The sequence below is a fragment of the Flavobacterium ginsengiterrae genome (assembly GCF_039539785.1).
Classification (GTDB): Bacteria; Bacteroidota; Bacteroidia; order Flavobacteriales; family Flavobacteriaceae; genus Flavobacterium; species Flavobacterium ginsengiterrae.
This window is the reverse complement of record NZ_BAABDU010000003.1, coordinates 1,484,003-1,502,789: the sequence shown is the minus strand read 5'-3', so window position 1 is coordinate 1,502,789 and position 18,787 is coordinate 1,484,003. Positions and strand designations below refer to the sequence as shown.

General features: G+C 32.8%; 19 protein-coding genes and 2 tRNA genes. 11 read left to right on the top strand and 10 right to left on the bottom strand.

Features of this window, described 5'->3' with window-relative positions; translation table 11 throughout:
* The first annotated feature begins 105 nt into the window (after positions 1-105).
* From ABD859_RS09420 to ABD859_RS09390, 7 genes are all read left to right on the top strand, one after another.
* Positions 106-669, top strand: a complete 564-nt coding sequence (locus ABD859_RS09420; RefSeq protein WP_345143375.1) for a YceI family protein — start codon at positions 106-108, stop codon at positions 667-669.
* A gap of 369 nt (positions 670-1,038) precedes the next feature.
* Positions 1,039-1,608, top strand: a complete 570-nt coding sequence (locus ABD859_RS09415) for a YceI family protein (RefSeq protein WP_345143373.1) — start codon at positions 1,039-1,041, stop codon at positions 1,606-1,608.
* Positions 1,609-1,613: 5 nt separating this feature from the next.
* Positions 1,614-3,065, top strand: a complete 1,452-nt coding sequence (locus ABD859_RS09410; RefSeq protein ID WP_345143370.1) for a hypothetical protein — start codon at positions 1,614-1,616, stop codon at positions 3,063-3,065.
* A gap of 10 nt (positions 3,066-3,075) precedes the next feature.
* Positions 3,076-3,627 carry a YceI family protein gene (locus tag ABD859_RS09405; RefSeq protein WP_345143367.1) on the top strand — a complete coding sequence of 184 codons (552 nt, stop codon included), beginning with the start codon at positions 3,076-3,078 and terminating at the stop codon, positions 3,625-3,627.
* A gap of 191 nt (positions 3,628-3,818) precedes the next feature.
* The gene (locus tag ABD859_RS09400) at positions 3,819-4,217 is read left to right on the top strand and encodes a hypothetical protein (protein ID WP_345143364.1); all 399 of its coding nucleotides are present in this window, start codon (positions 3,819-3,821) and stop codon (positions 4,215-4,217) included.
* Positions 4,218-4,332: 115 nt separating this feature from the next.
* On the top strand, positions 4,333-4,974 hold the full coding sequence (locus ABD859_RS09395) for an O-methyltransferase (protein ID WP_345143361.1): 642 nt from the start codon (positions 4,333-4,335) through the stop codon (positions 4,972-4,974).
* A gap of 47 nt (positions 4,975-5,021) precedes the next feature.
* A complete protein-coding gene (locus ABD859_RS09390; protein ID WP_345143359.1) occupies positions 5,022-5,747 on the top strand; it encodes a phytanoyl-CoA dioxygenase family protein in 726 nt (241 codons plus the stop codon).
* Positions 5,748-5,830: 83 nt separating this feature from the next.
* On the opposite strand, the gene ABD859_RS09385 is transcribed toward ABD859_RS09390, so the two are convergent.
* The 7 genes from ABD859_RS09385 to ABD859_RS09355 all read right to left on the bottom strand — a co-directional run bounded on the left by ABD859_RS09385 (position 5,831) and on the right by ABD859_RS09355 (position 11,878).
* Positions 5,831-6,394: a phosphatase PAP2 family protein gene (locus tag ABD859_RS09385; protein WP_345143357.1), complete on the bottom strand. Its 564-nt coding sequence runs from the start codon at positions 6,392-6,394 to the stop codon at positions 5,831-5,833.
* A gap of 1 nt (position 6,395) precedes the next feature.
* A complete protein-coding gene (locus ABD859_RS09380) occupies positions 6,396-6,743 on the bottom strand; it encodes a Sec-independent protein translocase subunit TatA/TatB (RefSeq protein WP_345143900.1) in 348 nt (115 codons plus the stop codon).
* Positions 6,744-6,846: 103 nt separating this feature from the next.
* Positions 6,847-9,084: a M1 family metallopeptidase gene (locus ABD859_RS09375; protein ID WP_345143354.1), complete on the bottom strand. Its 2,238-nt coding sequence runs from the start codon at positions 9,082-9,084 to the stop codon at positions 6,847-6,849.
* Positions 9,085-9,150: 66 nt separating this feature from the next.
* Positions 9,151-9,657 (bottom strand): DUF6702 family protein, encoded by a 507-nt coding sequence (locus ABD859_RS09370; protein ID WP_345143351.1) that lies wholly within the window; start codon positions 9,655-9,657, stop codon positions 9,151-9,153.
* Positions 9,657-10,406 (bottom strand): BamP family beta-barrel-assembly machinery protein, encoded by a 750-nt coding sequence (gene bamP, locus ABD859_RS09365; RefSeq protein ID WP_345143348.1) that lies wholly within the window; start codon positions 10,404-10,406, stop codon positions 9,657-9,659. Before bamP ends, ABD859_RS09370 begins: the two co-directional genes overlap by 1 nt.
* A complete protein-coding gene (locus tag ABD859_RS09360; protein WP_345143345.1) occupies positions 10,396-11,124 on the bottom strand; it encodes a carboxypeptidase-like regulatory domain-containing protein in 729 nt (242 codons plus the stop codon). The genes bamP and ABD859_RS09360 overlap by 11 nt, the downstream gene beginning before the upstream one ends.
* Positions 11,111-11,878 (bottom strand): carboxypeptidase-like regulatory domain-containing protein, encoded by a 768-nt coding sequence (locus ABD859_RS09355; RefSeq protein ID WP_345143343.1) that lies wholly within the window; start codon positions 11,876-11,878, stop codon positions 11,111-11,113. The genes ABD859_RS09360 and ABD859_RS09355 overlap by 14 nt, the downstream gene beginning before the upstream one ends.
* A 165-nt stretch (positions 11,879-12,043) precedes the next feature.
* Between ABD859_RS09355 and pepE the strand changes: the two genes are divergently transcribed.
* A complete protein-coding gene (pepE, locus tag ABD859_RS09350; protein ID WP_345143341.1) occupies positions 12,044-12,751 on the top strand; it encodes a dipeptidase PepE in 708 nt (235 codons plus the stop codon).
* A 133-nt stretch (positions 12,752-12,884) separates the two neighbouring features.
* On the opposite strand, the gene ABD859_RS09345 is transcribed toward pepE, so the two are convergent.
* A tRNA-Gly gene (locus ABD859_RS09345) sits at positions 12,885-12,957 on the bottom strand.
* Positions 12,958-13,053: 96 nt separating this feature from the next.
* Positions 13,054-13,126, bottom strand: a tRNA-Gly gene (locus tag ABD859_RS09340).
* Positions 13,127-13,260: 134 nt separating this feature from the next.
* Between ABD859_RS09340 and ABD859_RS09335 the strand changes: the two genes are divergently transcribed.
* Both ABD859_RS09335 and ABD859_RS09330 read left to right on the top strand, forming a co-directional pair.
* On the top strand, positions 13,261-13,698 hold the full coding sequence (locus ABD859_RS09335) for a GNAT family N-acetyltransferase (RefSeq protein ID WP_345143338.1): 438 nt from the start codon (positions 13,261-13,263) through the stop codon (positions 13,696-13,698).
* Position 13,699: 1 nt separating this feature from the next.
* Complete coding sequence (locus tag ABD859_RS09330) at positions 13,700-15,283, top strand: L,D-transpeptidase family protein (RefSeq protein WP_345143335.1); 1,584 nt, start codon at positions 13,700-13,702, stop codon at positions 15,281-15,283.
* Here the strand turns inward: ABD859_RS09330 and ABD859_RS09325 are convergent.
* Complete coding sequence (locus tag ABD859_RS09325; protein ID WP_345143333.1) at positions 15,272-15,997, bottom strand: murein L,D-transpeptidase catalytic domain family protein; 726 nt, start codon at positions 15,995-15,997, stop codon at positions 15,272-15,274. The genes ABD859_RS09330 and ABD859_RS09325 overlap by 12 nt on opposite strands.
* 301 nt (positions 15,998-16,298) lie before the next feature.
* Here ABD859_RS09325 and ABD859_RS09320 point away from each other — a divergent pair, with 301 nt between their 5' ends.
* Complete coding sequence (locus ABD859_RS09320) at positions 16,299-18,725, top strand: DUF5916 domain-containing protein (RefSeq protein ID WP_345143330.1); 2,427 nt, start codon at positions 16,299-16,301, stop codon at positions 18,723-18,725.
* The last annotated feature ends 62 nt before the right edge of the window (positions 18,726-18,787 follow it).

Genomic DNA, 18,787 nt, shown 5'->3' with positions numbered 1-18,787 from the left:
CATTTAATATCCTCTTAGTACGCAATAAATTTGATACAAGAAATAAGGTTAGTTCGCAACCACTTTAAAGAACTTTCCTAATTAAAACAACCTATACATATCAAAATGGAAACAATCAAATCAATCCTGGCAACAATTATTTTTACAACATTAACATTTCAGGCAAGCGCTCAAAGAACTTACACTTTAGTCGATACAAAATCAACTTTTGAAGTTGCAGGAACTTCTACTGTTCACGATTGGGTAATGAGGTCTACAGAAGGAACCGGAATTGCTAATTTAACCGTAAAAGATGCTAAACTAACAGGCATAAACAGCTTAACCATTACATTATTAGCAGAAAGCTTAAAAAGTTACAAAGCAAGTATGGATAAAGTAGCTTATGAAGCTTTAGATACAGAAACGCATCAAAATATTCAATACGTTTTAAAATCTGCGGTTAAGGTAGATGACACAACCTGGAATTTAACTGGAGTTTACACTATTGCCGGAGTAAGTAAAGAATATCAGACTCAGGTAAAGATTACTACTATAAACGGAGGGTTTATTTTGCAGGGTTCAAATCAAATTACTTTTGGCGATTTTGAAATGACACCTCCAAAAGCCGCTCTTGGAGTTGTAAAAGCCGGAAAAGATTTAACCGTGATTTTTAATATTACACTAAGCTAACCACTCTATTTTTTTTTTTTACAAAGGGACTTTCATAGTCCCTTTTTATTTTATCTCAAATTCTCTTTTCTTCTCTAACAAATTCATCTTTTAGGCAGAAAAACTTCTTCTTCCATTAATCCAAAATTTCTAAATAATATCAATTTATCAAATTAACATATTCCCTTTTGTTAATAATATCGATTTTATCAAAAATGAAAACGTTGTAGTTATTAAATATCAATTTAATAAAATTTTAACAATGATTTTTATCATGTATTTAACTGAATTATAGGCTGATCTTTGATACAAGTTAAAACAACATTCTTAGTACTAAATAGAAACCGGCCTATACATTAACTTATTTTTAATAATATAAACATGACAAAAATGAAAACCAATAAAATAAAATTAATTGCAGTTGTATTTGCAATTTTCGGAATCACTTCATTCGCTTCGGCACAAAAATCATACACACTTGACAGCAAATCTACTTTTTCAGTTGCAGGTACATCAACACTTCATGACTGGGAAATGAAATCGGCTTCGGGAACCGGAACAGCGAATTTAACAATAGCAAATTCTAAGCTTACAGAGATTGAATCTCTATCTGTTACTCTTTTAGCCGAAAGTGTAAAAAGCGAGAAAAAAAGCATGGATAAAGTAGCATATGAGACTTTAAAAACAGATAAAAACAAAAACATTAAATATGTTTTGAAATCTGCCGAAAAAGTAAACGAAACGACTTGGGAATTAAACGGAACTTATACAATTGCCGGAGTAAGCAAAGCTTATAAAACTACTGTAAAAACAACTGTTACAAAAGACGGATTAAATCTTCAGGGATCAAACAAAATCACTTTTACTGATTTCGGAATGAAGTCTCCAACTGCAATGCTTGGAACTATTAAAACCGGACAAGATTTAACTATAAAATTCAATTTAAACTTTAATTTATAACCGCCATGAAGAAGATTTATATTCTATTTATTACCCTTATCAGCACATTTGCTGTTAATGCACAAGTTAGTTTTGGAAACATGCAAAACCAAATCTCTAGAGGAAAAGACGGTATTAACGTTTTCGACGTACAAAAAGACAATAGAGAATTTAAAGGTCTTAGTATTGACTTTGGTGGGGCTTTCAACATGGATTTCCAAGCAACAAATTCATTCAACGATCAGCCTGCCAATTCTACAACTACGACTAATACAGCCACTGGGACCACTGTAAGAACAATTAACGGATATCGTTTAATGAATACTGAAAACAATTTTACTCTTCCTGCAGCTGATATGTATATTGGGGCTCAATTGTTTGACGGAGTAAGAGTTAATTTAGATGTTTATCTAGCGTCAAGACACCACAATGATTCTTATGTAAAAGGTGGATACTTACAAATTGACAAGTTAGACTTCATCAAAAAAGACTTCCTTGCTGATGTAATGAAATATGCTACAATTAAAATTGGACAAATGGAGAACAATTTTGGTGATGCTCACTTCAGAGGTTCAGATAATGGTAATACACTAAGAAATGCATTTGTTGGAAATAATATTATGTATTCTTTCACTACAGAAATGGGTATGGAGGTTTACTACAACAGAAGCGGATGGGTAAGCATGTTAGGTGTTACAAACGGTAATTTAAATCAAAGTAATGAACAGGTTTTTTATGCAGCTGGCCCAAACACAAACACAACACACAGCCCTTCAATCTTAGCTAAATTTGGTTATGACAAACAAGTTAGTCAAGATTTAAGAATAAGACTTACAGGTTCTTATTACCATAATGCAAATCTTGGTAACGCAAATATATATTCTGCTAACAGATCAGGATTTGGTTATTGGGGTATATTAAATAATAACGCTTATAACAATACTGTTACTAAGACTGATGCGAATGGTAATGTTGTTTCTACAAATAGTACTGATGTCCCTACTAGTTTCAGTAAAACGTCTACTCCAGAGGCAACGTTTAACCCTAATTTCAAAAATTGGGCAACTACGTACATGATTAACCCTTTTGTAAAATATAAAGGACTTGAATTCTTTGGAACTATCGAATTAGCTTCTGGAGGAGACAAAGCAGGAACTGACGACAAACGTACTGCTAATCAATATGCTACAGAGGTTGTTTACAGATTTGGAAATACTGAACAATTCTATCTTGGAGGAAAATACAATACAGTATCTGGAAAATTATCTAATGCTGATGCTAAAGAAGTTACTGTAGACAAATTTGAAGCAAGTGCTGGCTGGTTTATGACTAAAAACATTTTAGCTAAATTAAACTATGTTAACCAAAACTATAAAAATTACTCACAATTTGTAGGAGATCCTGCAACTGGAAATGTAAACAACTTTTATGGCGGTAAATTTAATGGTTTAGTATTCGAAGCAGTAATTGCGTTCTAATATAACAAAAATGAAAACGAGATTTCAAATATTAATTACGGGTTTAGCAGTTTTCTTTTTCTTAGGAAGTGCTAAACCCACTTTCTTTGCAGATGATACAGCCGTAGTAATAAACAAAATAAAGATAGAAATTACCGGAGTATCTACTGTAGGTAAATACAATTGCTCTAATACTTTTGCAGCAAAAGATACGGTCTATGTAAATTCAGTTAAAAAGAATGTTTTTAATACCGAAATCAAGATGTCTAACTTTGATTGCGGCAACAAAATCATGACCAAAGATTTACAGGGAACCGTAAAAGTAAAACAGTTTCCTAACAGCACAGTGTCGATTACAGACATAAAACAATGCGGTAAAAATTATAAATGCCGATTAAGCTTTTATATCACAGATAAAACATTAAAATACAAAGATTTTATTTTATATAATACCGATGATAAAATTCAGGGAACATTAAACTTAAAGTTTTCTGATATTGAACTGGAACCGCCCGTAAAAATGGCTGGTTTAATTAAAGTAAAAGACGATATTGTAATTAATTTCAGTCTTTATAAAAACTAAAAACACTACTTCAAAAGCTTTCAGAAAAAAATCATTTCAACTTTTCAAAAACGAAAAAGTTTGGCACAAGAATTGTCTTGCACTCAAAAGAAAAATAATCTTACAAAGGGCGCCGTTATTTTAAAATTTGTATTTTTATTATTCCACTTTATAACCTTTTAAATTTTATAACCTAAAAAAGACAATTCATTATGAAAAAACAAATTTTAAGTTTAGCTGTTGTTGCATTATTAGCATTTGGGGTTCAGTCATGTGAGAAAAAAGAAAACAAACCAGCAGATGAAGAACTAACTCTTGGAAACAAAGTAGATTCATTAACAACAGATATTGAAGAAGTAAAAGACACCGTTGTAAGCAAAACTGAAAGCGCTGCTGCAAAAGCAAAAGATGCTACAGAAAATGCCGCTAATGATGTAAAAGATGCTACTAAAAAAGCAGCAAATGATGTTGAAAACGCAGCCAAAAAAACAGCTGCTGATGTAAAAGACGCTACAAAAAAAGGAGCAGAAAAAGTTGAAAACGCTGCAAAAGCCGCTAAAGACGGAACAGTAAAAACAGCTAAAGATGTAAATGAAGCTTTGAAAAAATAAACTTCAAATTAAAACTAAAAACTAAAAACCATTCGGCATTAACGAATGGTTTTTTTATGCAAAAAAGCCAGCGGATATTTTTTGTATTTTTGCCTTAAATTAGAACAACTACAAGATGCATTTTATATCACAAGAATTAGAAGATTATATCGAACAGCATTCTGAAAATGAACCAGAATTACTCGCGAAACTAAATAAAGAAACATACCAGAAAATACTCTTGCCAAGAATGCTGAGCGGACATTTTCAGGGCCGTGTTTTAAGCATGTTATCCAAATTAATTCGTCCGGTAAATATTCTTGAAATTGGAACTTATACAGGTTATGCCGCGCTTTGTTTATGCGAAGGAATGCAGGAAAACGGACAGCTCCATACTATAGATATTAAAGAAGAATTAGTCGATTTTCAGCGAAAATATTTCGACGCATCGCCATGGGGAAATCAAATTTTTCAGCATTTAGGAGAAGCCATCGATATTATACCAACTATTGATGTAAAGTTTGATTTGGTATTTATTGATGCAGATAAGGAAAATTACCTCAATTACTGGGAAATGATTGTTCCGAAAATGAATAAAGGCGGTATTATTTTATCTGATAATGTTTTATGGAGCGGTAAAATCCTTGAACCGGTTCATCCAAACGACACCAGTACAAAAGTACTTTTAGAATATAACCAGCTTTTGAAAGAAGATCCAAGAGTAGAAACTGTTTTACTGCCTATTCGTGATGGGTTGACCGTGAGCAGGGTTTTATAGCTTTTGAGATGCTAAGTTTTTTCTTTTATATTATTTATTCTATTTAGATGAATTATTCAAACCAGATAAACAACGAAGGTTTTTCAATTATAAACAATGTATATACCGAAAATGAAATCGAAAAACTGATTTTGTTAATTGAAAATGCGACCCAAAATGACTCTGATAATGCAACCTTTAGAAAATCTCAGGACTTATTTGCTATCAGACAATTCCATAAAGAAGTTCCTGAAACTTTAGATTTTATTTTCAATGAAAATTTAAACGAAATTATTGAATCTAATTTTGGAAAAGGATACTTTATTACCAAATCTATTTATTTTGACAAAACTGAAAAATCAAATTGGTTTGTAGCTTATCATCAGGATTTAACGATTTCTGTAAATAAAAAAATTGAAGCTGCGAATTTTGAAAACTGGACCGTAAAACAAAATCAGTTTGCAGTACAGCCTCCAAAAGAAATTTTAGAGGATAATTTTACTATTAGAATTCATATTGACAAAACCACAAAAGATAACGGAGCTTTAAAAGTGATTCATAATTCTCATTCTAAAGGAATTTTGAGAATTGAAAATTTGGATTTTGATAATGAGAAAGAAACAATTTGCGAAGTCGAAAAAGGTGGGGTTATGATTATGAAACCTTTATTATTTCACGCTTCAAACAAAACAACAAACAACGAAAGAAGAAGAGTTATTCATATTGAATTTAGTAAACATGAACTTCCTTCGGGATTAGAATGGAGTGAAAAAACACTCCTTCAAAATAATTAAAATACTAAATAAATAAGGTTCTAAGCTTTCTCAAACAAAAACTCAGAACCTTAGTATCTTAGCAACTTAGAATCTTTAAAAATCTATCCCGGAAAATACTGCGGTTTTAATTTTCTGTAAGCCAAGAAAATTAACGAACCGAAAATTGCTCCAAAGAAATATCCTGCAAGGATATCGCCAGGGTAATGCAATCCTAAATAAATTCGGCTGTAAGCGAAGATCAAAGGCCAAAGAAATAAGAATCCTAAATATTTAAAATGACGTTTTAAAACCAAGTATAAAAACGTAGCAACAGCCATTGTATTTGCAGCGTGCCCTGAGAAAAAGCTAAACGATTGTCTAACCTGTACTACTCTAATAATGGTATTAATATCAGGATTATTACAAGGTCTTAAACGTTGAAAAGTGTGTTTGAACAAGTTACAGGTTTGGTCTGTAAAAGCAATTAAAACCGCTATAAAAAGCAGTAAATACAAAGTCTGCTTTCCTCCTATTTTTTTAAAGATAAAATAAAATAACAATAAAAAAAACGGAGTCCAATACAATTGATTTGTAATAAAAAGCCAGAACTTATCGTATGTTTCAGAACCTAAACCGTTAAGATATACCAATAAATTGATATCTAATTGTTCTATTTTTTCAAGCATATTATCTTTGGCGTTTTATAGGTCCTGTAAGTGAATCAATATCTTCTTTTACCTTATCAATTTCTGCTGCCGTATCACCCAGTAAATTATTATTTTCTCCTAATAAATTGGATTTTGCGCTTTCAATTTCGGCATTGATATTACCGGTCAGATTGTTCAACGATCTTGAATCAAGACCATTTGCCTCTGCCCCTTTTTGAATTTCACTTTTAATATCATTGGTTGCATTTTTTAACTGCGCCATTGCTTTACCCATTGTACGGGCAATTTCCGGCACCTTATCTGAACCAAAAAGCATTAGTACTATAAACAGTATGAATACTAATTCTCCTCCTCCTATACCAAACATATCTTTTATTTTTGTGTGCCACAAAGATATTAAATTTTGAAGTGCACAGTTTTAAAATTAACTTAAAAAAAAGGACTCTTTTCAGAGTCCTTTAAATTTGTCCTTAGTCAAATTTTGATTTTTGTTCAACTTTTGGCCATGAATTATTGGTTACATCAATATCAGCCGTAAGCAGTTTTGGATCTATTTGAATACTTTTTATAGCTTTTGAAGTTGCATAAACTTTTTTAGCTGTTTCGTTACTTTTTCTCCAGATTTGTGCCGGATACTGATAATTATCTTTTGTACCGTCTTCATATGTTATTTCAACCAAAATTGGCATAATCATACCGCCCGGCTTATTAAATTCAACTTCATAGAAGTATTTTGGCGACTTAATACCTGCTTTCTCTTCTGCAGTAAAAGTTTGATCTACATAATCAGCCAGCGGTTTAATATCTTCAACTTTTAATTCCTTTTTCTTAGAAGCATTAACTTCTGGATTATCTCCGGCAACTAAATACACAAAAGGTCCTTTTTCGAATCCAAAACGTCCTTTTCTCACTTTTACATCTTTAATATCTGTAGTTGGTGAATCAGAAACATAATATTGTTTTACATCTTTAATTCCGATATCTACAAAATCAGTTGAGTAAAACCATCCTCTCCAGAACCAGTCTAAATCTACTGCAGATGCATCTTCCATAGTTCTAAAGAAATCCTCCGGGGTTGGGTGTTTAAACTTCCATCTGTTTGCGTAGGTTTTAAATGCATAATCAAACAAATCTTTTCCCATAACTACTTCTCTTAAAATATTAAGACCTGTAGCAGGTTTTCCGTAAGCGTTATTTCCAAATTGATGAATTGTTTCAGAGTTAGACATAATTGGCTCTAAAAACTTCTGATCACCGCTCATGTAAGGAACAATATTTTTTGCAGGCCCGCGTCTTGATGGGAAAGTTGGATCCCATTCCTGCTCTGCCAGATATTCTAAAAATGAATTTAAACCTTCATCCATCCAAGTCCACTGACGCTCATCAGAGTTTACGATCATTGGAAAGAAAGTATGTCCAACTTCGTGAATAATAACTCCAATCATTCCGTTTTTAACCTCTTTGCTCGTTACTCCGTTTTCATCCGGACGGCCGTAATTCCAGCATATCATAGGATATTCCATTCCCTGATCTTCTGCTGAAACTGAAACTGCTTTTGGATAAGGATAATCAAAAGTATGAGAAGAATAGCTTTTTAAAGTATGTGCTACAACCAGCGTAGAAGTTTCACCCCAAAGCGGATTTGCTTCTTTTGGATAAACAGATTCTGCCATTACAGTTCTGTTTCCAATTTTTACAGCCATTGCATCATAAATGAATTTTCTTGAAGAAGCAATTCCAAAATCACGAACATTTTTAGCGCTGAATTTCCAAGTTTTTTTCTTCTCAGAAAAACCTTTTTCAGCCGCTTCTGCTTCTGCCTGAGTTACAATAACTACAGGTTTGTCGAATGATTTTTGAGCCTGCTCGTAACGTTTAACCTGCTCTGCAGTAAAAACTTCACTTCTGTTTGTTAATTCTCCGGTTGCATCAATTACGTGATCTGCAGGAACCGTAATATTTACATCAAAATTCCCAAAAGGAAGAGCAAACTCTCCGCTTCCCCAGAACTGCATATTCTGCCATCCTTCAACATCATTGTAAACCGCCATTCTTGGGTAGAACTGCGCAATTACATATAATTTATTACCATCTTTTTCAAAAAATTCATAACCAGAACGTCCGCCTTCTTTTCTGTAATTATTGATGTTATACCACCATTTAATAGAAAAAGAGATTTTTTCTCCCGGTTTTAAAGGTGAAGCCAGATTAATACGCATCATAGTTTCGTTGATGGTATAAGACATAGGATTTCCTTTTGCATCTTTTACCTGTTCAATATTAAAACCGCGCTCTAAATCTTTTTTCAGATATTTTGTTGCGAAACCTTCCAGAGGCAAAACCTGATTGATTTTTTCACCTTCTGCTAAAGTAGTCTGACCATTTGCTCTGGCCTGATTTTGATCCAGCTGAATCCATAAATATTCTAAAGTATCTGGCGAATTATTAGAATACGTAATAGTTTCTGCACCCGTTAATTTTGAATTTTTGTCGTCTAATTCAACATCAATCTTATAATCGGCCTGCTGCTGGTAATAAGCAGGTCCCGGTGCTCCAGACGCTGTACGAAACATGTTTGGTGTAGCCAGCAGATCGTACATCTGGCTGAACTTGTTGGTATCATATTTACCTTGCTGTCGTGGCGCGGTAGTTTTTTCCTGAGCGATTAACATTGCAGGAAAAAGCAATAATAATGAAATTTTTTTCATAAAAACTTGATGGTAATTTTGTCAGGGTGTGAAAATAATAATTAAAATATTAATTTGACTTATTAATTAATACTTTAACAATTCTTTCCTTGAAGATTCTGTAAAAAGAACACTTCTTTTAGTACCAAATGCTGAAATATGTGTAATATTCTGCTGTTCGCCGTTCCAGTCAACCAATATTGTGTTTGATATTTCGATTGTTTTAAATTTATCAACATCTTTTATTCTCGAATAACAAACCAAAACATCACCACTTTCTACTTCTTTGGATAAAAAAGTAATGGGCTTTAACTGACCGTTTATTTTAATTGTAAAATTTTCTGCTAAATATTTTTTAAACAAATCAACATCTGCCTGTGTTTCTTTTTCAGTGCCTACAAAAGTTTTTTTATGGTATTTTTTCTCCAGAGCATTATTCAAATCATCAATAAAAATACGAGAGGTAATTTGAATCATTTTTTTCTCTGCAGCATATTCTACCTGATAGACACCTACATAAAACTTATGAAATCCAAATGCCGAAAGCGACAAAAATAATATCCCCAGCAAAGGATAAATCCATTTTTTTTTCATTATTGCGCAGCATTCACTTTTTTAAATTCGGCATTTTTGTTGATTAAAAAATCAATAAGCTCAAATTTCTGATCTTCATTTACATGTCTTTTCGACTCAGGATCGTTTGAACAATACATTAAAAACAAATCAACTTCATCTGGTTTTAAACCTAATGTTTTAGTAAAAAAGTCAGGTTTGAAATTTGCTTTCGAATATTCAACAAAAGCGATATCTGAGATTACCTCTTCTTTTTCGTTATTTTTAGAAAGAAGCTTTTTAACATCTTTAAAAATACGCACAAAGTCTGTTCCGTATTTAATTGTTTGATCAGAGTACATTACAGTATTTTTTGCAGTAGATAATTTATCATCTTCAAACTGCATATCAACATATTTTTGACTATTGCTGTCAAGCGATTTTACTTTAAGATCTTTACGAACCAAAACCTCTTTTAACTCATTACTCACCAAATCTAAATTAACCGTAAAAAGAATCTGCGAGCAGTCTTTTTCTGTTAAAACAATTTTTTTAGACTGAAAAGCTATACCAGTAAAAAGCAGTGTATCTTTTGGCTGTGCCAAAATATCAAATAATCCGCCGGGACCTATAAAAGTTCTGGATTTTGCATTAATATTCAACACATAACCGCTTTCTATAGCAAGTGATTTGTTTGTAACCTGACCGTGCAGTGATTTTCTTGTTCCGTTTTGTCCAAGCATTATTTGACAAAATAAGCAAACAACGAATACTCCTATTTTATTTTTCATTTTCAAGAATTATTAGATATTTTCGGGCTAAATCTGTTATTAAAAACATACTCATTGTTTTGTTCTTTGTATTCAAAGATACGGCAAAATCAGCATCATCCACACAATATAATTGAAATCCTTTAATATCGTCTACCGGAATTTTCAATCTTTCGGTATAATAATTCTCATCAAAAAGGTATTCTATTTTTCTAAAAAGAGCTTCTTTTTTCTCAACATTCACTTCTTTTTTCAGCATGGCAGTTCGCCCGGAAATTCCATTTAAAATCTTATCTATAGAAGTAGATGTAGCGGTATAAACCTTGCGTTCTGCAGGTGTATATGTTTTTTGTCCGTAAGGCACAATTCCTAAATTTTCTGCAGTAATACCGTAATTATCATTAACAACAACTTCTTTTAATTCGATTTCTTTAGCCTCCATTTTTATAATAAGCAGACTTAAATTCAAATCTTCAGCCGAAATTCGGCGTTTAAGCGGTTCTAAATTTACAGCCGAAAAAACCAAAACATCGCCTTCGCTTGCTGCAATAGAAAAATGCCCGTCACTGTCAGAAACAGTCGAAACCTGAGTATTGTTGTTAATAATATTGACACTATTAACAGAAGTTGATTTTTCGAGAATCTGCCCTAAAATTTCTTTAGAAGTTTTTTTTTGTCCAAAACTAAGCTGCACAAAAACCAGAAAAAGGGCTATATAGAAAGTATTATTTTGCTTCACTTGCAATGATTTCTTTATATTTTACAGCTAATTCGCCCAACAAAAACTCTGTTGAAGTCTTATTTTTAGAATCTAAAATTTTAGTAAACTGTTGATTTTCGACGGCATAATATTCAAAACCTTTTACATATTCAGCCGGAATTTTTAACCGGTCAATAAAATGTTCCAGACTAAACATTTTCTCCAGCAGTTTCATAAAAAATTCTTTCTTTTCTACCTCTACTTCCTTTTTCAGCATAGCAGTTCGGCCTGAAAAAAAGTTAAACAAAGGATCAGCCGAAATCGATCCTCCCGCCATAGTTCCTGCATTAGCCGTTGGATTTAACGCTGTAGCAGTACGCAATTTTCTTTCGGCTTCAGTATACGTTTTCTGCCCGGAAGGCACAATTCCTAAGGCAACTGCATTAATATTATCGTATCTCCTAACTACAACTTCCTGCAACTGATGCATGACGAGACTCATTCTAACTGTGAAATTTAAATTCGTAAAATCTTCACAAGTCAGCAAAACCCTGTTTTCTTTAAATTGAATAGAAGAAAAAACAAGAATATCATCTGGTTTTGCCATTATCGAAAAAGCACCAGACGAATCTGTAGTAGTCATGACTTCGGTTTTGGCATTTACAACATACACTCCTTCAAGATCATTTGTATTTGAAATAATTTTTCCATTTATAACAGATCGTTCCTGAGTCTGCGACCAGGAATTCTGACTTAAAACGGCAACTAAAAAAAATACAATATTCTTTGTCAAAGCAAATAAATTAGGAAATTATTAAAAAGGTAAAAATATCCTAATGTCATCCAAATATAGTATTAACGAGTTGGTAAAAATATGTTAATTAAACTCTTAATTAGCAATTTCAAGAGCAATGTTATTTTTTAATATCTTTAGCCAATACAATTTGAGTTTAGAATTATGAAAAGCATTATCATCGCCAGCACCTCTACACTGCACGGCGGCAATTATTTAGAATATCTACTACCTACTTTGCAATCACATTTTAAAAACTGCAGCACCATTTTATTTATTCCGTATGCGCGTTCAAGCGGTATTTCGCACGACGAATACACAAAAAAAGCTGCTCAGGCTTTTGCAGCAATAAACATCAAAGTAAAAGGAATTCATGAATTTGAAAATCCGGAAGAAGCTATTCAAAATGCAGAAGGCATATTTACAGGCGGAGGAAATACTTTTTTACTTGTAACGCAATTATACAAAAACAAAATAATGCAGCTGCTTGCTGAAAAAGTAAAAAGCGGAACACCATATTTAGGCACAAGTGCAGGAAGCAACATTTGCGGACTTTCTATGCAGACAACAAACGATATGCCTATAATTTATCCGCCAAGTTTTCAGACTTTAGGATTAATTCCATTCAATTTAAATCCGCATTATTTAGATCCCGATGCTAATTCGCAGCACATGGGCGAAACTCGCGAAACCAGAATTAAGGAATTTCACGCTTTTAATGCAATTCCGGTTTTAGGTTTAAGAGAAGGAAGCTGGCTTGAAGTAAAAGGCGAAAAAATCACTTTAAAAGGAAACTTAAAAGCGCGCTTGTTTAAACAAAATGAAACTCCGGTTGAGCTGGAAACGGAAACCGATTTAAGCAATTTGAAATAAAATTTCTAATTTTTAAATTCCAAATTCCAATATTAAAATTAACTAACACAAGAGTTGGAATTTGGAATTTGAGAGTTCACAAATTTTAGTGTAAAAACAAAAAAGCCTCAAACAATGTTTGAGGCTTTTGAAGAGCGAAAGACGAGGCTCGAACTCGCGACAACCAGCTTGGAAGGCTGGAGCTCTACCAACTGAGCTACTTTCGCATTAACCGGGTGCAAATTTAAAAAATTTAATCTTTAAAAAAAAATAAAAATCAAAAATTTTATTTTCACAAAAACAAAACTAAGTTTGCTTTTTAGAGCGAAAGACGAGGCTCGAACTCGCGACAACCAGCTTGGAAGGCTGGAGCTCTACCAACTGAGCTACTTTCGCATTGGTTGTGCAAATATAGAAAGAAAGATAAGTTCAAAACAAGCTTTTTGGCAAAAAAAATTAATAAAAAACGACATTTTTTTATAACCTATTTAAAATTAAAAAGTTATAAAATCAATTATTTTTAAAAAATCATGACTATTATTAAAGAAATCCCATCAAAAGAAACCTATATTGTTCGTCAGCCAGTGCTAAGAAAAGGAAAACCTATCGAGTCCTGCATCTTCGAAGGCGACGATTTAGCCACTACTCATCATTTTGGTTTATATAATAATGAAGATTTAATAGGAATTATTTCGTTATTCAAACAAACGAATACTATATTTGCCGAAAAAAATCAGGCGCAGATTCGCGGTATGGCTATTTTAGAAAATAACCAGAAAAAAGGTTATGGAGAAGCATTAGTAAGACACTGCGAAAATTATTGCAAAGAACAAAATACAGAGCTTATCTGGTTTAATGCAAGAACAGCAGCCGTTGGTTTTTATAAAAGAATGGATTACCAAATTCTCGGAGAACCCTTTGATATTAAAGACGTTGGAGAGCATTATTTAATGTATAAAAAATTATAGAATGAGGAAACTTTACTTTTTTTTATTGGTATGCAGTTTAATTAGTTGTAAAAAAGAAGAGCCGAAAAAAAATCCGGCAGCAACTCAAAAAACTCCCGAAATTATACTTACTGATGAAAGAACAGTACCAGTTGACACCGCACTTTTAAGCACTTTTAAAAGCGAAACCCTAAAACAGTTTTATACTTCATCTGAAAATAAAACCGTTTGGGGCAACCTTAAAAAAAGAACTTATGTATTGTCTCAATTAGAAAAATCAGAAGAACTTGGTTTAAATCCTGAAGATTACAAATCATCGCAGCTTAAAAAATTCGAAAAACGAATAAGCTCATTAAACGATTCTGATTTAGCAACTTACGACATACTTTTGACCTATAATTTCGAGTTATATTTAAATCATTTATATAAAGGAAAACTCGATCCTAAAAAATTATACACAAACTGGGATCTCGAAGAAAAAACATTTGATGTAAATACTGTTCTTATTAAAGCTTTTAATAATGACAAATTAGACAGCATTGTAGAAAATATTCAACCAAAAGCAGACACTTACAAACAGTTATTAAAATCGCTTGAAATCATAAATTCTTTTCCTGATGAAGATCTTCAAACTATTAAAGACGTTAAAAAAATTACTTTAAATGATACCAGCAGCGCTTTAATAAACATTAAAAAAAGGCTTTTATACTGGAAAGACATGTCAGGAAAAGACAGTTTAACAGACAAATACGATAAAAAAACTTTTGAAGCTGTTAAAAAATTTCAGGCCAGACACGGTCTAGCAGATGACGGCGTTATTGGTATTGGAACTATTACTGCTTTAAATTATTCAAAAGAAAGAAGAAAACAACAAATTATTGCCAATTTAGAGCGCTGGAGATGGTACCCAGCAGAATTTGCAGAGAATTATTTTATCATCAATATACCAGATTACAGCCTGAATGTCGTTGAGGACAAAGACACAACTTTGGTAAGAAATGTTGTAGTTGGAACGAGTTCAAGAAGAACCCCTGTTATTACATCGGTTTTAAAAACAATTGTATTTAACCCAACATGGACTGTGCCGCCTACTATTTTAAAAGAAGATGTTGTTCCTGCCATGAAACGTAATCGCAATTATCTGGCAAAGAAAAACATAACAATTTATGACACTTCAGGAAATGTAGTAGAACCTGCAGCATGGAACGAGAATAAACCGAATAATTACAGATATGTGCAAAGTCCGGGTTATAATAACTCATTAGGTTTAATGAAAATTTTGTTTCCAAATCATCACAGCGTTTATCTGCATGATACCAATCACCGTAACTATTTCGTAAGAAATAATCGCTCATTGAGTTCCGGCTGTGTACGTGTAGAAAATCCACTGGAACTGGCAGAACATATTTTAAATGACTCCATACGTTTTTCAAAAACCAGAATCGATACAATAATTGCTTCTAAAAAAACGATGAGTTTTAAAATCGTTAAAAAATATGCTTTATATCAGTGGTACTGGACAGCATGGAGCAAAAAAAATCAGCTCATTTTCAGAGCTGATATTTATAATCTTGATGCGGATTTGTATTCTAAATTAAGAAATTAACTTCGACTCCATCATAAAACTTCTTGACGGATGATAGATATACAAACATGATTTATCTTTTATTGTTTCGATTATCTCATCTGTCAATTCCACAGGAACTGCAGGACAACCCTGGCTTCTGCCTAATCTTTTATGATCTCTGATGAAAGATTCAGAAACATAATCAGCGCCGTGCATTACAACACCTCTTTGGCGTGCATTGTCGTTTAGTCCTCTTTCAAGACCATCTAAACGAAGCGAAGCACCATGTTTTCCCTGATAAATTTCACCTGTTGCATAAAAACCTAAACTACTTTTAAATGAAGAGTTTAAGTTTGAAAAAGCAGTCGCAAATTCTTCGCCGGTATTTCTTCCGTGAGCTACCAGAGAATTGAATAAAACTGTATTAGTAGTCATATCAATTACCCAAAGACGTTTGGTATTTGCTGACAAACTAAAATCAATTAAAGTCAAAATGTTTTTTTGAACAATTCCTCTTTCTTTTAAAAGGTAAAAACCTTTCATTGCTTCAGAAAAAGTTTTAAGCTCTGGAAGCTTGTAATTGTTTGCGTTTAATGTGTTATAAACATTCTCAATTTTTGCCTCAACAGAAAGGTTGGTTTCAACTTTTGCAATACTTCTTGTTGCTGCGGTTTTTAGGTCGGGAGTGTTTTTTGAATCTTTACCAAAAGACAATAGCAAAAACACAAGCAATGGATAAATTTTGTAAATCATTGAATTTCTTTAGGTTAATAATAAAATTTGGGTATGGCAAAAGTATAAAAAATTCACCCCTTGCAAAATACAACCTTGGAAATCAGGCACTTTTTGTTTAAATTTTAACATAATTAACATAAAAATGTTATTTCTGTAAGATTATTTCCTCTGCTAAAAATCATAACATTTTGGCTTATTTTCTTAAAAAAAGTAGAATAAAATGGAAATTTTGAAACGAAATATGTAACAAGTAGAAAAAATTATAGTCTATTTATTCTATATTAAAGTGCAATAAATCATTATTTTCGATTAAAATTCAATGAAAAAACTCGTTTTTCTTAGTCTGCTTTTATGTAATTTTTTCTGCTACAGCCAGAAAAAAGCATTGCAAGCGAAATCTGTCTCGCAAAATATTTCTATAGATGGAAAGCTGGATGAAAGCGCATGGGAAAACGCCGCTGTTGCTTCTGACTTTATAACATTGGAACCTGATAATGGAAAAGCGGCGCCGGAGGCAAAAAAAACCGAAGTAAAAGTTTTATACGATAATGACGCTATATATATTGGCGCCCGAATGTTTGACGACGAACCTGATAAAATATTAAAAGAGATTTCACAGCGGGATAATTTTGGAACCGCAGATCTTTTTGGTGTTTTTATTAATGGTTTTAACGATGGCCAGCAGGATTTTATGTTTTATGTTTCGGCGGCAGATGTTCAGGGCGATTGTATTATGACTGATGCCAACGGTGAAGATTATTCGTGGGATGCGGTATGGATAAGCAAAGCCGTTTTGACTGAAAATGGATGGATTGCTGAAATAAAAATTCCATATTCGGCATTGCGATTTTCGCAGGAAAACAAACAAACCTGGGGAATCAACTTTTTTAGAGAAATAAAACGCACACGCTACAAATACACCTGGAATTTTGTCGATCGAAAAATTGGCACCTTTACACAGCAAGCCGGAACTTTAGAAGGAATTGAAAATATAAAACCTCCTACCCGATTGTTTTTGATGCCTTATGCTTCTTATTATTTAAATGCCGGAGAAGGCCAAAAAACCTACGGAACCATAAAGGGCGGCATGGATATTAAATACGGAATTAATGATGCTTTTACTGTCGATGCTATTTTAATTCCTGATTTTGGACAGACAAAATACGACGATCAGATTTTAAATCTGGGGCCGTTTGAACAGGAGTTTAACGAAAACAGGGCTTTTTTTACCGAAGGAACTGACTTGTTCAATAAAGGTAAAATGTTTTATTCCCGAAGAATTGGCGGTAAACCTTCTGAACCAAAATTAAATGATAATGAAGAAATAATAGAACAGGTTCAAAACGTAAATCTGATTAATGCTTTAAAACTTTCCGGAAGAACAAAAAATGGTTTAGGCGTTGGAATTTTGAATGCCGTAACCGAAAAAACTTTTGCCACAATAAAAGACACCATTACCGGCGAAACCAGACGCGTTGTGGTAGAACCGCTTACTAATTACAATGTTTTGGTTATGGATCAGCGTTTTCGCAAAAATTCATCTGTCACATTTATAAACACAAACGTAACAAGAAACGGACATTTTAGAGACGCAAACGTAACGGGTTTAGTTTGGGATTTAAACACAAAAGCCAATACCTATAATTTATCCGGAAATATAAAGTACAGCACACTAAATGCCGAAGAAGATAAAAAGGGAATGTATGCTACACTTAGTTTTGCGGAAACAAGCGGCAAATACCGCTATAGTTTTGGTTCTGATTTTGTAACCAAAGATTTTAACCCAAATGATCTGGGTATTAATTTCTATACCAATTATTACAACTTTTTCAATAATGTAAATTATCGAATTTTAAATCCAACTAAACTCTTCAACAGCTTTAGAATTAACCTGAACAATTATATTGAGTTCAATAAAGATTCAGGAAAAACACAAGATGCCAGCATTAATGCCAATGTAAATTTAACTACTGTAAAAAACAATTATTACGGTATGGGAATAACTGTTTATCCTGTGGAAATATGCGATTATTATGAACCAAGAACTGACGGACGATATGTAATTATTCCACGAAAAATTGATGTCTGGACTAGTTTATCTACCAACTATAACCACAAGTTTGCTTTAGACTTAAACCCTTCTATAACTGTTGCCGATGAACCTGGAAGAGCCGCTTTTGCGCTTGATGTTGGCCCAAGGTATCGCTTTAATGACAAACTTTTACTAACCTATACTTTCAGCTTTTTAAAAAGAAATAACAATAAAGGGTACATTGACAGTTATGACGATGACGATAATGAAAACACACCTGAAACGATTGTTTTTGCGAATCGTGATGTTATTACATATGCTAATACTTTGTCAGGAAAATATGCTATAAATAGTGCCATGACAATTAATCTGGCGGTTCGGCAGTATTGGTCATCGGCAGAAAATAAAAACATTCTTAAACTGGATCAGGACGGAACTTTAGATCCTTATTCTCAATATACTGAAAATAAAAATTCAAGTTTTTATTCCTGGAATGCGGATTTATCTTATTCGTGGTGGTTTGCGCCCGGAAGCCAGCTTTCGGCATTATACCGCAATAACGCTTCTAATTTTGAACGGGTTATCGATAAAGATTTCAAACGCAGCGTAACCAACCTGCTTACGAATGATGCCTTAAAACATATCTTTTCAATCAGCGTAAAATATTTTATTGACTATAATGCTGTTAAAAATAAGGTTAGAAAAAGAGCTTAGCGTGAATAAATTTTAAAAAATAAAGAGTTCTATAATTAATTTAGTATTTTTTGTTACACTTC

What these genes read in the sequence shown, in the direction of transcription:
- ABD859_RS09370 (WP_345143351.1), bottom strand. Translation starts at nt 9,657, where the DNA reads ATGAAAAAAAAATGGATTTATCCTTTGCTGGGGATATTATTTTTGTCG.
- ABD859_RS09400 (WP_345143364.1), top strand. Translation starts at nt 3,819, where the DNA reads ATGAAAAAACAAATTTTAAGTTTAGCTGTTGTTGCATTATTAGCATTT.
- ABD859_RS09395 (WP_345143361.1), top strand. Translation starts at nt 4,333, where the DNA reads ATGCATTTTATATCACAAGAATTAGAAGATTATATCGAACAGCATTCT.
- ABD859_RS09415 (WP_345143373.1), top strand. Translation starts at nt 1,039, where the DNA reads ATGAAAACCAATAAAATAAAATTAATTGCAGTTGTATTTGCAATTTTC.
- ABD859_RS09380 (WP_345143900.1), bottom strand. Translation starts at nt 6,743, where the DNA reads ATGTTTGGTATAGGAGGAGGAGAATTAGTATTCATACTGTTTATAGTA.
- ABD859_RS09405 (WP_345143367.1), top strand. Translation starts at nt 3,076, where the DNA reads ATGAAAACGAGATTTCAAATATTAATTACGGGTTTAGCAGTTTTCTTT.
- ABD859_RS09420 (WP_345143375.1), top strand. Translation starts at nt 106, where the DNA reads ATGGAAACAATCAAATCAATCCTGGCAACAATTATTTTTACAACATTA.
- bamP (WP_345143348.1), bottom strand. Translation starts at nt 10,406, where the DNA reads ATGAAAAATAAAATAGGAGTATTCGTTGTTTGCTTATTTTGTCAAATA.
- ABD859_RS09335 (WP_345143338.1), top strand. Translation starts at nt 13,261, where the DNA reads ATGACTATTATTAAAGAAATCCCATCAAAAGAAACCTATATTGTTCGT.
- ABD859_RS09375 (WP_345143354.1), bottom strand. Translation starts at nt 9,084, where the DNA reads ATGAAAAAAATTTCATTATTATTGCTTTTTCCTGCAATGTTAATCGCT.
- ABD859_RS09320 (WP_345143330.1), top strand. Translation starts at nt 16,299, where the DNA reads ATGAAAAAACTCGTTTTTCTTAGTCTGCTTTTATGTAATTTTTTCTGC.
- pepE (WP_345143341.1), top strand. Translation starts at nt 12,044, where the DNA reads ATGAAAAGCATTATCATCGCCAGCACCTCTACACTGCACGGCGGCAAT.
- ABD859_RS09330 (WP_345143335.1), top strand. Translation starts at nt 13,700, where the DNA reads ATGAGGAAACTTTACTTTTTTTTATTGGTATGCAGTTTAATTAGTTGT.
- ABD859_RS09385 (WP_345143357.1), bottom strand. Translation starts at nt 6,394, where the DNA reads ATGCTTGAAAAAATAGAACAATTAGATATCAATTTATTGGTATATCTT.
- ABD859_RS09325 (WP_345143333.1), bottom strand. Translation starts at nt 15,997, where the DNA reads ATGATTTACAAAATTTATCCATTGCTTGTGTTTTTGCTATTGTCTTTT.
- ABD859_RS09390 (WP_345143359.1), top strand. Translation starts at nt 5,022, where the DNA reads ATGAATTATTCAAACCAGATAAACAACGAAGGTTTTTCAATTATAAAC.
- ABD859_RS09410 (WP_345143370.1), top strand. Translation starts at nt 1,614, where the DNA reads ATGAAGAAGATTTATATTCTATTTATTACCCTTATCAGCACATTTGCT.